This window comes from Paenibacillus sp. YAF4_2 (genome assembly GCF_052113225.1).
Classification (GTDB): Bacteria; Bacillota; Bacilli; order Paenibacillales; family Paenibacillaceae; genus Pristimantibacillus.
Genome location: NZ_JBFRCT010000003.1, coordinates 251,742 through 267,239, shown reverse-complemented (window position 1 = coordinate 267,239; position 15,498 = coordinate 251,742). Strand labels below are relative to the sequence as shown.

Annotated in this window: 14 protein-coding genes and 1 riboswitch; of the genes, 5 read left to right on the top strand and 9 right to left on the bottom strand. The window is 46.6% G+C overall.

Annotated features, from left to right (window positions below):
• Nucleotides 1-278 precede the first annotated feature (278 nt).
• From AB4Y93_RS08790 to metA, 5 genes are all read right to left on the bottom strand, one after another.
• Entirely contained in the window at nt 279-1,298 is a 1,020-nt protein-coding gene (locus AB4Y93_RS08790) for an FkbM family methyltransferase (protein WP_441890971.1), read from the bottom strand.
• A gap of 144 nt (nt 1,299-1,442) precedes the next feature.
• The gene (gene mqnC, locus AB4Y93_RS08785; protein ID WP_167280444.1) at nt 1,443-2,582 is read right to left on the bottom strand and encodes a cyclic dehypoxanthinyl futalosine synthase; all 1,140 of its coding nucleotides are present in this window, start codon (nt 2,580-2,582) and stop codon (nt 1,443-1,445) included.
• A 154-nt stretch (nt 2,583-2,736) separates the two neighbouring features.
• A complete protein-coding gene (locus tag AB4Y93_RS08780) occupies nt 2,737-3,909 on the bottom strand; it encodes an aminotransferase class I/II-fold pyridoxal phosphate-dependent enzyme (RefSeq protein ID WP_441890968.1) in 1,173 nt (390 codons plus the stop codon).
• Between the two features lie 6 nt (nt 3,910-3,915).
• Nucleotides 3,916-5,076 carry an aminotransferase class I/II-fold pyridoxal phosphate-dependent enzyme gene (locus AB4Y93_RS08775; protein WP_441890966.1) on the bottom strand — a complete coding sequence of 387 codons (1,161 nt, stop codon included), beginning with the start codon at nt 5,074-5,076 and terminating at the stop codon, nt 3,916-3,918.
• Between the two features lie 46 nt (nt 5,077-5,122).
• Entirely contained in the window at nt 5,123-6,040 is a 918-nt protein-coding gene (metA, locus tag AB4Y93_RS08770) for a homoserine O-acetyltransferase MetA (protein WP_441890964.1), read from the bottom strand.
• A 100-nt stretch (nt 6,041-6,140) separates the two neighbouring features.
• Nucleotides 6,141-6,243: riboswitch (SAM riboswitch) on the bottom strand.
• Nucleotides 6,244-6,615: 372 nt separating this feature from the next.
• Here metA and corA point away from each other — a divergent pair.
• Nucleotides 6,616-7,551, top strand: a complete 936-nt coding sequence (gene corA, locus AB4Y93_RS08765; protein ID WP_167280448.1) for a magnesium/cobalt transporter CorA — start codon at nt 6,616-6,618, stop codon at nt 7,549-7,551.
• Nucleotides 7,552-8,106: 555 nt separating this feature from the next.
• Here the strand turns inward: corA and cysK are convergent.
• Nucleotides 8,107-9,042 carry a cysteine synthase A gene (cysK, locus tag AB4Y93_RS08760; RefSeq protein ID WP_441890962.1) on the bottom strand — a complete coding sequence of 312 codons (936 nt, stop codon included), beginning with the start codon at nt 9,040-9,042 and terminating at the stop codon, nt 8,107-8,109.
• Nucleotides 9,043-9,111: 69 nt separating this feature from the next.
• The gene (locus AB4Y93_RS08755; protein WP_441891608.1) at nt 9,112-10,386 is read right to left on the bottom strand and encodes an MFS transporter; all 1,275 of its coding nucleotides are present in this window, start codon (nt 10,384-10,386) and stop codon (nt 9,112-9,114) included.
• A gap of 159 nt (nt 10,387-10,545) precedes the next feature.
• Here AB4Y93_RS08755 and AB4Y93_RS08750 point away from each other — a divergent pair, with 159 nt between their 5' ends.
• The 3 genes from AB4Y93_RS08750 to AB4Y93_RS08740 all read left to right on the top strand — a co-directional run bounded on the left by AB4Y93_RS08750 (nt 10,546) and on the right by AB4Y93_RS08740 (nt 13,605).
• Nucleotides 10,546-11,448, top strand: coding sequence for a LysR family transcriptional regulator (locus tag AB4Y93_RS08750; protein ID WP_441890960.1), 903 nt, complete (start codon nt 10,546-10,548; stop codon nt 11,446-11,448).
• 264 nt (nt 11,449-11,712) lie between these two features.
• The gene (locus AB4Y93_RS08745) at nt 11,713-12,522 is read left to right on the top strand and encodes a histidinol-phosphatase (protein WP_441890958.1); all 810 of its coding nucleotides are present in this window, start codon (nt 11,713-11,715) and stop codon (nt 12,520-12,522) included.
• 237 nt (nt 12,523-12,759) lie between these two features.
• Complete coding sequence (locus AB4Y93_RS08740; protein ID WP_441890956.1) at nt 12,760-13,605, top strand: EamA family transporter; 846 nt, start codon at nt 12,760-12,762, stop codon at nt 13,603-13,605.
• Between the two features lie 68 nt (nt 13,606-13,673).
• Here the strand turns inward: AB4Y93_RS08740 and AB4Y93_RS08735 are convergent, their stop codons facing one another.
• Nucleotides 13,674-14,072, bottom strand: coding sequence for a DoxX family protein (locus AB4Y93_RS08735; RefSeq protein ID WP_441890954.1), 399 nt, complete (start codon nt 14,070-14,072; stop codon nt 13,674-13,676).
• Nucleotides 14,073-14,259: 187 nt separating this feature from the next.
• Between AB4Y93_RS08735 and AB4Y93_RS08730 the strand changes: the two genes are divergently transcribed.
• A complete protein-coding gene (locus tag AB4Y93_RS08730) occupies nt 14,260-14,568 on the top strand; it encodes a winged helix-turn-helix transcriptional regulator (protein WP_279590381.1) in 309 nt (102 codons plus the stop codon).
• A 171-nt stretch (nt 14,569-14,739) separates the two neighbouring features.
• Here AB4Y93_RS08730 and sdhB read toward each other — a convergent pair whose 3' ends face one another.
• Nucleotides 14,740-15,498: a succinate dehydrogenase iron-sulfur subunit gene (gene sdhB / locus AB4Y93_RS08725; RefSeq protein WP_441890952.1), complete on the bottom strand. Its 759-nt coding sequence runs from the start codon at nt 15,496-15,498 to the stop codon at nt 14,740-14,742.

Here is a 15,498-nt window from a genome sequence, read left to right as displayed (position 1 = left end):
GTGGAGACCGCTGCGCGAGAATAACGACCTTCCGATCGCTGTTGTTCCCGGATTTCTTTTATTCAAGCCGCTCAGCGGTTGAAATCCGGAGAACAAAGGCGAACGCTCCGCTTCTCCAGTACGTTATTCTCGCTCCGCTCCTCACCAGCTTGCTGCGCCAAAACATCACTCCCCACTCTTGTGGGGGAGCAGTTAGGAGCAGCCCTATTTATTCGGGCAGCAGCAAATAGCTCAAACCATTTCAACTCTCCGGCCTCACCCTCTCGTACGAGAGGAGGTTATTCCGTTGGCTGGTGGAGATAACTGTTTTTGTGGGTCAAGAGCTTGGGGCTGACATCGTAGCAGAGCTTGATCTCAGGGTGGTCTAGGATAGAAAGGTTTTTGACTGCGATCATATTGAACCCGTGTGGCGGGCCTTCTAAGTAGACTCTGCCCAGAGGGATAATCTCGACAGGTTTGCCGGACATGTCGACATTGGAATTGTAGTCGCGCAAGGCGAAGATGTGGTAACCAAAGGATTGTAAATATTGAACGATATCGCTTTGATCAAGACCATTGCTCCAATCGACATAGCTGCGGTGAACTTCGAAGATGATGTTAGGAGCTTTTTCAGCCGGCAAATCGAGTTGGCTGCTGGCGCCCTGAAGAACGGTATACTCCAAGCCTTCAATATCGAGCAGAATGAGATCAAAATGATTGATTCCCTGCTCTTTTACATAAGTATCTATCGAAATCGTCCCGAAAACAGAGGCTTCCTCCTGCTCCTTCATATCCGTCACCAGCTCTGCATGAGCAAAAGAATCGTCTCCGACCAGCTTCAGTTTTCCTATTTCATTGTTCCATAGGCCCAGGCGCCATGCCTTAACATTATCAATTTCGTTTAATGCAGCGTTGTGCCTCAACATTTGATATTGATCTTTGTTTGGTTCAAAAGCATGGACCGTTCCACCTTGCCCCGCAATCTCGCTCGCCACAATTAAGGCCTGATCACCGAAATAAGCTCCGCCAATTAACACTTCCTTAGCCTGCCTTGTGAAAATAGACAGCAATTTGGTTGTCTGCGGTTCCCACACATGGTCGGGACAAACCGGTATGGAAAGCAAAAAATCACGAGCAATTTTAGTTCTGTAATAGAAGTCAAACTTCAATCCGTTAGCTATTTCTTTTCTCAGAATCGTATTCTGATTGTATATCGCATCAAGTATTGGCCCCGTTATTTCTTCCCTCACATTGATATCCTGACAGTGAAGCCGCTCTTCCATGTGCTTAATTGCTGCAATTAATTTCTGCTGATTCATCCTTTCACAGCCTCCTTTATGTATGCTTGATCAAAAAAGAATATGTGAGGAACTGCCTATTTAGTAGCTTCACAGACCAGCCGGCATAAAAAAAAGCATCCGAGCCCTGTTAACCAGGGGTCGAATGCCTTGTTAATAAATGAATTAGTTCTGCATGATGAAGTCTTTCGCAGCATGCTCATGATCATCGTACATTTTAATTGTATTGTATTTCGTATCACGTTGTGCCGGGATTTTTCCCGATTCGCGAATGAGCTGAAGAATAGATTCAATGTTCACTTTATGAGTCGTGCCTGCGGCGGATACAACATTCTCTTCAATCATCGTACTGCCGAAATCATTGCAGCCATACGAGAGTGATTGCTTACCAATGTCAGGACCCATCGTCACCCAGGACGATTGGAAATTATCGATATTATCGAGCATAATACGGCTGACTGCAACCATCTTCAGATACTCTTCCGGTTTCGACTTCTCAACACGTTTCATGTTGGTGTTATCCGGCTGGAATGGCCAGCAGATGAAAGCGAGGAAGCCTTTCGAATCATAGCCGTTAGCAATACACTCATCCTGCGCATCTCGGATGCGGAGCAAGTGAAGCGCACGTTCCTCAGCTGTTTCACCAAACCCGTATACCATAGTGGCCGTTGTGTTCATGCCATGACGATGAGCGGATTTCATAACATCCATCCAGTCTGTCCAAGAGCCCTTCAGACGGCTGATTTTACGGCGGGTACGGTCATCCAAAATTTCAGCACCGCCGCCAGGCAGCGAGTCTAGACCAGCTTCATGCAGCTGGCGGATAACCTCATCCAGCGATAAACCTTCGGAAACATCTTTCATTTTCTGAATCTCAGCTGGCGAGAAGGAATGCATGGTAATGTCCGGGAAATGCTGCTTAATCTCACGAAGCAGATCCGTATAGTACGAGAATGGCAGATTCGGGTTAGTTCCACCCTGCATCAGAATCTCAGTACCGCCTACATCAACCGTTTCCTGGATTTTATTAAGTATCGTTTCATTCGAGAGGACATAGCCCTCGTTCGAACCCGGCGCGCGGTAGAACGCACAGAACCGGCAGTACACATCACAAATATTTGTATAGTTGACGTTCCGGCCTACGACAAAGGTCGTGATCGGTTCAGGATGGCGTTTCAGCATAAGCTGATTCGCAACCTCGCCCATTTTTTCAATCTCATCGGATTCAAGCAGCGTTACACATTCGTCAAACGAAATACGTTCTCCAAGACGTGCTTTATCCAAAATCTGGTCCAACGTAGACATATCGTAAGACCTCCTTATCTTTTTCCGTTCTTAATAGCTATCAATTCATCCTATCATATCTCGTTCTTGTCCGTCATCTTTCGTATGTTACGGAAAAGCGAAAAAATACGGCCTGTCATGTACGACAGCCGCATTTTTCGCTTAATTTGAATCATTATCCTTTTAAAGCGGAATCCAGATCTGCAATCAGATCGTCGATATCTTCTAGACCTACCGAGTAACGGACCAGGCCGTCCGTAATACCACGCTGGTAACGCACTTCCTTCGGCATTGCCGCATGCGACATCTTCGCAGGGTAGGATAAAATACTTTCTACCGCTCCAAGACTTACCGCTACAAGCGGCAGTTGTACTCGGCTCAGCAAGCTTGCAGCACGCTCGCCGCTGCCTACATCGAAGGATACAACAGCACCATAGCCCTTCGACTGCTTCTCGTGAATTTCACGTCCCGGATGGTCTTCAAGCCCTGGGTAATACACTTGCGTAACCTCCGGATGATTCGACAGCCATTCTGCCAGCTTGCGAGCACTGCGCTCACTATGCTCCATACGAGCTTGCAGGGTCTTCATACCGCGCATTAAGAGCCAGCTCTCATGAGCACTTAGAACAGCGCCAAGGCCGTTCTGCAGCTGATACAAGCGGCGTCCGAGTGCTTCGTCATTCGTTACTGCGAGGCCAGCCAGCACGTCGCTATGGCCGCTCAGGAACTTCGTAGCGCTATGCAGTACAATATCGACACCAAGCTCGAATGGACGCTGATGGTAAGGGGTCATGAAGGTGTTATCAAGCATCGTCAGAAGACCCTTTTCTTTCGCCCAGCCAGCTACTAACGAGATATCGGTAATTTTGAGCGTAGGATTGGAAGGCGTCTCCATGAAGACTGCTTTCGTGTTAGGCTTCAGCGCCTCTTGTACCTGCTCGAAATCCGTCATATCTACAAAGGTTGTCTCAATATTGAACCGCGTTAATACCGCCGTCAACAAACGATAAGTACCACCGTACACATCTTCCGTTACGATAACATGATCGCCGGCAGACAGCAGCATAAAGGTTGTCGAGATTGCTGCCATGCCCGATGCAAAAGCAAAACCACGTGTACCACCCTCAAGCAGAGCGATATAATTCTCCAGCGCTTCACGAGTCGGGTTGCCGGAACGGCTGTAATCGTGATGCGGCGGATCCATAATATCAGCTTGATGGAAAGTGGATGCTTGGAAAATCGGAGTACTTGAGGCACCCGTTTGTTCATCAATTTCAGCGCCGAAATGAAGCAGCTTTGTCGCAAAGCTGCGGCCGGCGATTTTTTCAAGATTATGTCGGTCTGTCATATTCGCTTACGCCTCCTGGATTTCACTTTTTGCCGCAGCGAGTGCCTGCTCGAGATCTGCGATCAAATCATCTGCATGCTCAATCCCCACGGAGAAGCGCAGAAGCCGGTCATCTACACCAATTTGTTGACGGATTTCTAACGGAATGTCAGCATGTGTCTGTACAGCAGGATAAGTCATAAGCGATTCAACACCGCCAAGGCTTTCTGCAAATGCAATCAGCTTAATGTGGCGGAGAATCGGCTCTACATAACGGGCATCCTTTAAGCGGAAGGAGAAAATACCCGTGTTGCCTGATGATTGTTTATTTTGAATCTCATGTCCAGGATGATGCGGGAGTGCAGGATAATAAACATCCTCAATCGCCTCATGCTCCATTAAGTAATTCGCAATCGCTGTTGCATTATATTGATGGCGTTCCATACGAAGTGCCAGTGTCTTCATACCGCGCATTAACAGCCAGGAATCCTGCGGCCCAAGAACGGCACCAAGCGAATTATGCAGGAAGCCCATTTGCTGGGACAGCTCGGCTCCCTTGGTTACAATTAGACCTGCAAGCACGTCGTTATGGCCGCCCAAATATTTGGTTGCGCTGTGTACGACGATATCTGCTCCAAGCTCAATTGGACGTTGGAAGAATGGAGTAAGTAAAGTATTATCAACGATGGTAAGGAGACCTTTGGACTTCGCCCAAGCCGATACCCGCTCCAGGTCGGTAATCATCATCAACGGATTCGTTGGCGTTTCGATCACGATCGCTTTCGTGTTCGGCTGAAGCAGCTCAGATATGCCGTCTAAATCATTCGTATCGACATAGGAAGCCGTAACGCCGTATCTCGACATGATTTTTTCGAGCAAACGGTATGTGCCGCCGTACAAATCGAGGGATACGATCAGGTGATCGCCTTGACCAAACAAAGCGAAGATCGTTGTCAAAGCGGCCATACCGGAACTACAGGCAAACCCTGCATCACCGGATTCGAGCTGAGCTGCTGCTTCTTCAAGAACAGAACGTGTCGGGCTTTTGGTACGGGCATAATCAAATCCAGTACTTTGGCCAAGCTGAGGATGACGGAATGCCGTCGCCTGATAAACCGGGAAGCTGATCGCACCCGTAACTGGCTCCTTCTGGGAACCGATTTGCGCAAGATGACTTTCAATTTTCATAAAATTCGTCCGTCTCCTTTGTCGTCGTCTTTGTCTAATTATATATTTAGATACCTCCGCCCAAATCATAGGGCGTTTGTTGGTATACATAATAGTTCAACCAGTTCGAGAACAGCAAATTAGCATGGGAGCGCCATGTCGAATAAGGGAGTTTTTCCGGATTATCTCCCGGGAAATAGTTCACCGGAAGTTCAACTTCCATCCCTTTTGCTTTATCACGATCATATTCATATTTCAGCGTAAGTGGATCGTATTCGGAATGCCCGCTGACAAAGATCTGTCTGCCATCTTTTGAAGCTACAATATATACGCCAGAGTCTTCGGATTCCGACAAAATCTCCAAATCTCCAATATTCTCAATATCCTCCCGGCGAACCTCCGTATGACGGGATTGTGGAACGAAGAACATTTCATCAAAGCCGCGCAGCAGATTCACGTTTTGCTTTTCTGTCGTGTGCGGGAATACACCAAAAATCTTCTTATCCAAATCATACTTCGGTACACCGTAATGATGGTACAAGCCTGCCTGCGAGGCCCAACAAATATGGAAGGTCGACGTCACTTGACGTCTGCTCCAATCCATAATGTCCTTCAGTTCTTCCCAATAATTCACGTCTTCGAATGACAGATGTTCCACCGGAGCGCCTGTAATAACAAGGCCGTCATAGTACTGGTCCTTAATATCATCAAACGTTTTGTAGAAGGATTCAAGATGCTCATGCGAAGTATTTTTTGATGTATGCGTCTTTGGATGCAGCAGCACAATTTCCAACTGCAGCGGGGTATTCCCGATCAGACGGAGAAGCTGTGTTTCCGTTGTTTCCTTCGTCGGCATCAAGTTCAGTATGGCAATCCGCAGTGGACGGATATCTTGATGGAAAGCTGTACTTTCATCCATAACGAAAATATTCTCATTGTTCAAAATCTCTTTAGCTGGTAAAAAATCAGGTACTTTAATCGGCATTGCGATCACTCCTTTGCTTCGATATCGGCCTTCTAGACGCAAAAAAGACCCTTTCTGCCGTGAGAAAAGGTCGTGCGCTCATCAAAAAGAGCCTTCGCCTCCCTCATCTCTCAGAAACCTAAGTTTCCGCAAGAATTAGCACCGTGCTTACGCCGGTTGCCGGGCTTCATCGGGCTAGTCCCTCCGCCTGCTCTTGATAAGAAAGTAGATCTATTCGGTTGTCGAATTCCAATTCTATTCTTAACTTTAATGGATTACGCCATTCGCGTCAAGGTCGATGTTGGCATATACTACAGGAGGCTTATGGGTATACCGCTGCCGCCTATTTTTCCGCTTGTATGTAAAGGATATGCGGGAGTATACTAGACAAGGATTAAAAGCCATTATTTCATCAAGAATAAAGGGATAAAGGAGTGCTAAAGGACATGGAAGGCGACAGACCTAAGCCTGACAACAATCGAATACGGCTGCTGCCGGATAAACAGTTGCTCAAGCGGGCGTTAGCTATTTAACTCCGTTCTATTGCACTTGTATGTTCATCCGGCAGTCTCCGTTACATGAAAGGAGAAGCTCGGATGAAAATTCGTCATGTAAACAACGGGTTATTTACCCTGATTGAAGACATTAATGAAACCCTTGTTCCTGCCAGGGAAGGATTCTATTGGATTGATGCCGATATTGAGGATCTCGCCATTTTGCAGCCATTATTCGGCATGCATGATCTTGCCGTGGAGGACTGCTTAAGCGAAGAGGAACAACGCCCTAAGCTGGAAATTTATGAAGGCCAATATTTTATTGTAATTAACAGTATTCGATTTGATGATGAGGAAATTTTCCTGCGTGCACTTAACATTTTTCTAGGCCGTCATTATATCATTACAATTACTAAGCAAAAGCTGAACGAACTYCGCAGTTTGAAGCCCATCTTGTGGGAACAGGAAGTTAATCGGCCTGACTATTTCCTATATCATCTCGTCGACATTGTTGTCGATAATTACTTCCAAGTTGGCGACCGGATCGATAATCGGATCGAAATGCTGGAAGAAGATATATTAATGAATACAAAAAAATCGCATCTGAACGAAATCATCGGTTTACGCGGCGAGATCTTGTGGCTCAAGAAAGTGCTGGGCCCGCAAAAAGACCTCATCGCTACGCTTAACAAGCGTGACTTAAAGCTGATCGACGACCAGCTGCAAAAATACTTCAGCGATATTTATGAGAACGCCGTAAAAATCGCCGAGTCCTTCGATACGTATCGAGAGCTCATGGGCAACTTACGAGAAGCATATCAGTCGAGTATCTCGGCCAGGGCGAACGAAATCATGCGCGTGTTCACCGCTATGACGACGATCTTCATGCCACTGACCTTCATTACCGGGATCTACGGAATGAACTTTGACTTCATACCAGGCATGCATGTGCACGGCGGATCGATTATCTTACTTGGTATTATGCTTGCTTTGGGAGCAGGTATGCTGGTTGTGTTTAGGAAGAAAAAATGGTTATGAGTGGGAGCCGCCCTTTGGTTGGGGCGGCTTTTTTGTGCGCTGGCGTTGGTGCTTTTGCGGGTCGGTATGCTTCGGGGACGGGGGAGATCTCCTTTCAGCCGCTGTTGTCTACACTTTGCTTGAACAATATTCAATGGTTGCAAAGTGTAGACAAAGGCGGACGCTCCGCTCTTCAAGGGAGATCTCCCCCTTACCCCTGCGCCCCTCCCCGCAGCGCCCCCGCACCCAGCCGCCGAATCCCTTCGGGCGGCTGAGAGGTGGGGTAAAAGGGAACAGGCTCAGGTGCTATCGCACGAGCCTGATTTTATTTGTTACCTGTGTTATACAGGTAGGTATTTTAAACTGGTTAATTCAAACGGAGCATTTCGAATGATTCTGTAGAAGCGGTAGCGTTCGCTTTTGCTTGGGGATTCCGACCTGCTTAATTCTTCTTAGGAATCCCCAAGCAAAAGCGATCGGAAGAACATTCAAGTGTGTAATTTGCAACTTAACCAAGAATGAAATAAGGGGGCCGTCTCAATCRTCATAAGACGATTGAGACGGCCCCTTCTGCAATTAAGCTTCGTCGTACAAATTCGCTGACAGGTAACGTTCGCCTGTGTCGGGGAGAAGGACGACGATGTTTTTGTCCTTGTTTTCTGCTCGGCTAGCCAGCTCCGTTGCTGCGAATGCTGCGGCGCCGGAGGAGATCCCGACCAGCAAGCCTTCGCTGCGTGCCAATTGGCGGGAGGTGCGGTAGGCGTCTTCGTTCTTGACCTTGATAATCTCGTCAACGACTTCAGCGTTATAGTTATCTGGGACAAAGCCGGCGCCGATGCCTTGAATCAGATGGACGCCTCTTTCACCACCCGATAATACAGGGGAGTTAAAGGGCTCTACTGCAACAATCTTGACGTTTGGATTAAGCTCCTTCAGTCTCTCGCCTACGCCTGAGATTGTACCACCAGTGCCAACGCCGGCAACGAAAATATCGACTTTACCATCCGTATCGCGCCAAATTTCTTCCGCCGTTGTCCGTTTATGAACTTCCGGATTCGCCGGATTGCTGAATTGCATCGGTATGTAGGCATTTGGAATTTTAGCTGCCAGCTCATCCGCTTTCCGGATCGCGCCTGACATTCCTTCGGATGCAGGGGTTAGAACGAGCTCAGCGCCAAGCGCTTCAAGCAATTTCCGTCGTTCAATACTGAACGACTCCGGCAAAATAATGATTAAGCGGTAACCTAAGGCTGCAGCTGCAAAAGCCAGTGCAATACCGGTATTGCCGCTCGTTGGCTCGATAATAACGGAGCCTTCCACGAGCTTCCCTTTTTCCTCGGCATCCTTAATCATAGCTAATCCGATTCGGTCTTTAACACTGCCCGCCGGATTAAAATACTCCAGCTTCGCAATAACTTTCGCAAGTGACTCATGACGCTTATTGTAATGAGTAAGCTCGAGCAATGGTGTATTGCCGATCAACTCCGTCAAATTGCTATAAATGTTTGGCATAACTTTTCACACCTTTCTTCATGAAATCTCCATTCATTATATCATTTACGAGATCAAACTGAAGCATGCTCAAGCTGTCAGATCCTCTGCCGCTTCACGCGCACCCTTCTCCAGGTTAACCTTCCACAATAGGGCAATACCGATTAGGAAAAAGGCCACTAAAGATAAAATGGCTACCCGGCTAGAGCCGGTGATTGTACCTACAACAGAGAACATGAGTGGTCCCGCGAAGGAAGAAAACTTGCTTGATAAGGATAAAAATCCGAAAAACTCACCCGATCGCGTCAGCGGCACTAGATCAGCATAAATGGACCTAGCTACCGATTGGCTTCCGCCCTGTACGAAGCCCACCATAATGGCAAGCGCATAGAAATGTAGGGCACTTGTCATAAAGAAGCCAAGCCCCACAATTACGACATAGATCATCAACGCGTAATATAACATCTTCTTGGAGCCAAAACGTCCTGCAAGCTTGCCGAACAAGATCGTACAAGGCCAGCCAACAAACTGAGTAATAAGCAAAGCAATAATTAAATCACTAGTCCCAATTCCTATACCCGCACCATAAATGGTCGCCATGACAATGACCGTATTAATTCCATCATTAAAAAACCAAAAGGCCAACATATATTTAAGCAGTTCAGGGTACCTCTTCAACATCGAAAATGTCTGTTTGATCCGGACAAAGCCCACACGAACGATTTCTCCCGTCCCACTCTGTCCATGGTCCTTCCTTGACTCCTTCACCCAGCGGAGAATCGGAATGGAGAAAAGCAGCCACCAAATCCCAACCGTAATAAAGACCATTTGAGTAGCGAAAGTTTTGCTCGGGAACCCCATAATTTCCCAACCTTGAATCATGATGACGTTTACAAGCAGCAGCAATCCACCACCTGCATAACCGTAAGCATAGCCTTGAGCGCTCACCCGATCCCTTTGTCCTTGTGGGACGCCGTCCGCCAGCATCGAATCATAGAACGTATTACCCCCGGAGTAACCAATAGAGCCAATCACCATGAGAATCGAGGCCAACAGCCAATCACCATCTCCTGCAAACGCCATAAATACGCAGGACAAGACGCCTGTCATCATAAATATCGATAAAAACCTCAGCTTGGAACCCGTATAATCTGCAATTGCGCCAAGAATCGGCGACAAAATGGCAACCATCAGCATCGCTATGCTTTGGGTATAACCCCAATACGTTTCAGCTCTGTTGCCCACAAGGTGGATCCCCGCTACATCGGAATAATACACGGGCAGCACCGCCGCCATCATCGTTGTAGCGAAGGCTGAATTCGCCCAATCATACATTTTCCATCCGCGTAATGCTTTCTGATCCAGCACAAACGCCTCCCATATGATAATGGCTATACTTCAGCAATAGTTCGACGGTACCCTGTTTATTCCTCTTTTAAGAATTTTTGAAGCTTGGCTGCTTTTTTGCTGTAATCCTCCATTTGCCTTATAATATTAAGTGATCATGTTCGAGGGGGAATTGAATTGAATATTAGCCAGCTTGAAACGCTCCTCACCATATCGAAAACGATGAGCTTCCGCAAAGCCGGCGAGCTGCTGAATTTAACTCAGCCAGCCGTCTCAGCTCAAATTAAGACGCTCGAGGAAGAATTCAAGACGGTTCTAATCGATCGCAACCAGCCAGTCACCCTGACCGACCATGGAAAAGTGTTCCTGGAGCATGCAGAGCGGATTTTATCGGTTGTCGAGGAATTGAAGCAGAAGCTGTCCGACTTGAATGCGACACCTCAGGGCCATATTATATTAGGAACAACCTCATCGATGGCCATTCAGATTTTGCCCCGGGTGTTGTCCTATTTCCAAGATCAGTACCCGCTGATCAAAACAACCATTCATACGATGCCATCCTCTCAGGTTATGGCCAGCGTGGAGAACGGCTCCGTAGACATCGGTATTTCGTACATAGCTGAAAAGAACCCGAATGTGAACTCCTCTATTCTTTATTACGATTCGTTTGTCCTCGTTGCTTCTCCAGCTCATCCTTTGAGCCAAGTAACGCATACTACCATAGATATGCTGAAGGATATGCCTTTCATCATGCTTGCACCTGATACGTTAGGCCGCCGGTTCCTGGATCAGATATTCAAGAAAAATAATATCCAGCCGAATATTATTATGGAACTGTCGAGCAGTGAGGAAGTCAAACGGATGGTTGAGATTAATCTCGGCGTTGCTGTCGTATCCAAGCTGTCCATTGCAAACGAATTAAAGTTAGGTTCACTCAAGATCATCAAAGTTGCAGAGCTTGAACCTTATCATCCGGTAGCGGTTGTCTACAAATCCGGCAGATACTTAAATATTGCGATGCAGCAATTTTTAAGTGACTTGAAGGGAATGCCCGAGCAATCATTTCTTGGAAGCGAGTAAAATCAAAAACTTTGGCCATCTTGGTAGCAATTCTTTAAGCTCATGCTTACGAAGTAAGAATCACTACAAACGGCCAAAAACTTTGGCCATCTTGGTAGCAATTCTTTAAGTCCATGCTTATGAAGTAAGAATCACTACAAACGGCCAAAAACTTTGGCCATCTTGGTAGCAATTCTTTAAGTCCATGCTTACGAAGTAAGAATCACTACAAACGGCCATAAACTTTGGCCATCTTGGTAGCAATTCTTTTAGGAGGAACTGATTATGAAATTCGATTTGCATACCCATCACGAACGTTGCGGTCACGCAAACGGCACGATCGAAGATTATATTATTGCTGCACTTGATGCCGACCTTCAAGTAATTGGCATCTCTGACCATTCGCCCTATTTCGGAAGCGAGCAAGATCAGCCTTTTCCCGGAATTGCCATGGCTCGCAGCGATTTCTCCAGCTATGTTGATGAAGTCCTTCGACTGAAGGAAAAGTATAAAGGCCGTATTGAAGTACTGCTTGGCATGGAATCGGATTTCTTCCCAAAGCACGCTGAGACCTACCGCTCAGCTTACAAGGATGTACCTTTCGATTATTTGATTGGTTCAGTCCATCAGGTAAGCGGTGTCAGCATCTTTAACCGTAACCGCTGGAAGGGCTTATCCGAGGAGAAGAAAATTGTGGAGAAAGTATCGTATTATGATCTTATTCAGCAGTCCGCCCGCAGCGGAATGTTCGATATATTAGGACATATTGATGCAATGAAAGGCTACTTCCCTGCTTTCTCTGATATTCCTGCTGATGAAGCGATTGATGATACGTTACGTGTAATTGCGAAGCATGATATCGCTATTGAGATCAATACTTCAGGCAGCACCAAAGATGTAGGTGGATGGTATCCTTCCGATGCAATTTTGGAGAGAGCTCTTCATTTTGGGGTTAACGTCACTTTTGGATCGGATGCCCACAAACCAAGCCGAGTTGGCGATGAATTCGAGCTTGTACGCAAACGTCTGAAGGAAATTGGCTTCTCCCAGTGGGTCTTCTACCGCAAACGCCAGCAAATTATTGTTCCGTTGTAAAATATAAAGTAAAAGCTTCGCCGAGGCGAAGCTTTTACTTTATATTTTAGGAAATAACAAACCTCGCCAAGGCGAAGCTTTTTTATTATGCGACAAAAAAAGTGGACCTGTGCGATCACAGGTCCAAAATTGATATATTAAAAGGGGGTCTTGTTTATTATAATAGCCTAATAATATGTTTGTACCGTAACAGAACTATTTCATTTGTGTAACAAATTTGGGCAGGAGATGACATCAATGTGGCTTGCAACTGCAGTCGGCAGCGCCGTGCTGTTTGGACTGGCAGGCTGGTGGATGAAAGTAAGCCAAATGCGCCGGGGACATGTATCGGTTATGCTGTTCGGGCTTTATGTGTCCGGGACAGCTGGTTTTGGCATCCATGCAGCAATTGAAGGAACTATACATGAATTAAATGATTATCGGGTATGGATCGCGGGGATTATCATTGGAGCAGGCTCTGCCCTCGGCAACGCTTTGTTCATGAAGGCTTTGGACTATGGCCCTGCGAGCTTAACTTCCCCCTTAACAAATATGAATATTGTGCTTGTTATAGCACTAGGCACCCTTTATTATGGAGAATCTTTACGTGCAACAGAATCACTGGGCATCTTGCTGTTGCTTGTTGCCGTTGTCTTAATCTCCTACAAAAAACAATCACAATCTACAGCGATACAATCCCGATGGTACCTATATGTTATAGCAGCTGTTCTTTTTTTCACCTTCCGTAATGGAGGATTGAAGATCACAGAGGAGCTCGGCTTATCCAGTGCACCAATTCTTTTTATCGGGTATGCCCTGTCCCTTATATGGTTCGCCTTTCCAGTTAGAAAAGCTACAGACCGCGCAGCAGTCCGGACCGGCTTAAAGCTTGGCTTGCTCGCAGGCTTGTTCTCATATGGCGGACTCCAGCTGTATGCGGTCGCGTTAGCAACTGGCCCCGCCAACCTGGCTGCACCCATCTTTGCGACGAACAGCCTTGTTGTTGCAGCAGGTTCTATACTTATCTATAAAGAGAGGCTCAACCGTGCCCAATGGGCGGCATTTCTCTTGACCATTGCCGGACTAATCATTATTCGGATCTAATTGTTTATAACACAAAAGCACCGCCGGAGTCTGCTGATTGCAGAACCTGCGGTGCTTTGTCTTATCGATTATTTCAGTAAAGCATCAATCGAGATATCACCTGCGCCAACAAAGGCTACTCCAAGAGCAACTGCGATCAATACCAGATTATATTCATAACCATTCTGTGTAACCCAGAGACCATTCGCGCCATGTACCTTCACAATTGCTATAATCATTGGGATGATTAGTAAAGCCGCTCCAACTTCGATCCACAATCCGGCTCCGAACAACAAGCCTCCAACAACCTCTGTCAGACCTGCACCTGCTGCCATCAGGACACCTGGTTTAAGACCTAATGATTCCATCCATCCGCCGGTACCTTTAAGCCCGTATCCGCCAAACCAGCCAAACAGCTTCTGTGCACCATGACCTATCATCAAAAAACCAATAACTACCCGTATAATCAATAATCCTGTATCCATCATTTTAACTCTCTCCCTTTATCTATTCTTCTCTTTTATAGAGCTTCGATGCACTTATCATAATGTATGTTACTTACTTTAGTCAAGTGAATATAAATAAAATAGTTAATACCCAAATTTGGCTATTTTAACGAACTTACTTTTCCATAGAACATATGCTACAATGAGGGTAGAAAAAGGGGTGATCGCGTTGGATTATTCAACTATGTGCCCAAAGTATGAAGCTGCGGCCGACATTTTAGGTAAGAAATGGACAGGGCTTATCATTCGGGTCATGCTTGGTGGACCTAAACGGTTCAAGGAAATCAAAGAGCAGATTCCTGAGATGAGTGACAAGATGTTAACGGATCGGATGAAGGAATTAGAAAGTCAGAATATCATCAAACGAACGGTCTATCCCGAAATGCCTGTTCGAATCGAATATGAACTAACACCGAAGGGCCGCGAGCTCCAGCCTGTTATCGAATCGATACAAAACTGGGGCGAGCACTGGATGTAAGGAACTACTCAAAAAAAGCTGTGCCAAGACAGGATTATCACTACCCTGTCTGGCACAGCTTTTTTTGCTTTGGTTGACATTCCTCGGCAACTATTTTACTATATTGATAATAGTTATCATTATCAAATGAAGGGTAAGAAAAAGCCCTCCGCTATTCGGAGGGCATTATTCTTAACCAAGCCATTTTTTGAACAGATGTTTGGTTGTATCACGGTTGATTGCTGCGATCGAAGTCGTAAGCGGAATACCTTTCGGGCAAGAACGCACGCAGTTTTGCGAGTTACCGCAGCCCTCGATACCGCCGTCTTCCATCAGCGTTTCCAGACGTTCAGCCTTGTTCATTTCACCAGTAGGGTGAACGTTAAACAAGCGCACTTGGGAGATCGCTTGCGGACCGATAAAGCTGTTCCGGTCATTAACGTTCGGGCAAGCTTCCATACAAACGCCGCAAGTCATACATTTGGACAATTCGTAAGCCCATTGACGTTTCGACTCGGCGAGACGTGGTCCAGGACCCAGATCGTACGTTCCGTCGATTGGAATCCATGCTTTAACCCGTTTGAGCGCGTTGAACATGCGCTCGCGGTTAATAACAAGGTCACGTACGACAGGGAATGTACGCATAGGCTCAAGGCGTACTGGCTGCTCGAGCTGATCGATCAGCGCGCTGCACGCTTGGCGAGGCTTGCCGTTGATAACCATTGAGCAGGCACCACATACTTCCTCAAGACAGTTCGATTCCCAACATACAGGAGCCGTGTTGCCGCCGTCCGATTTTTTCGGATTACGTTGTATCTCCATCAGGCCGCTGATAACATTCATGTTAGCGCGGTAAGGGATCTCAAACTCTTCTGTATACGGCTGGGAGTCTGGTCCATCTTGACGGGTAATAACGAACTTTACGGTTTTTGTTGCTGTCGTTTGAGCCAT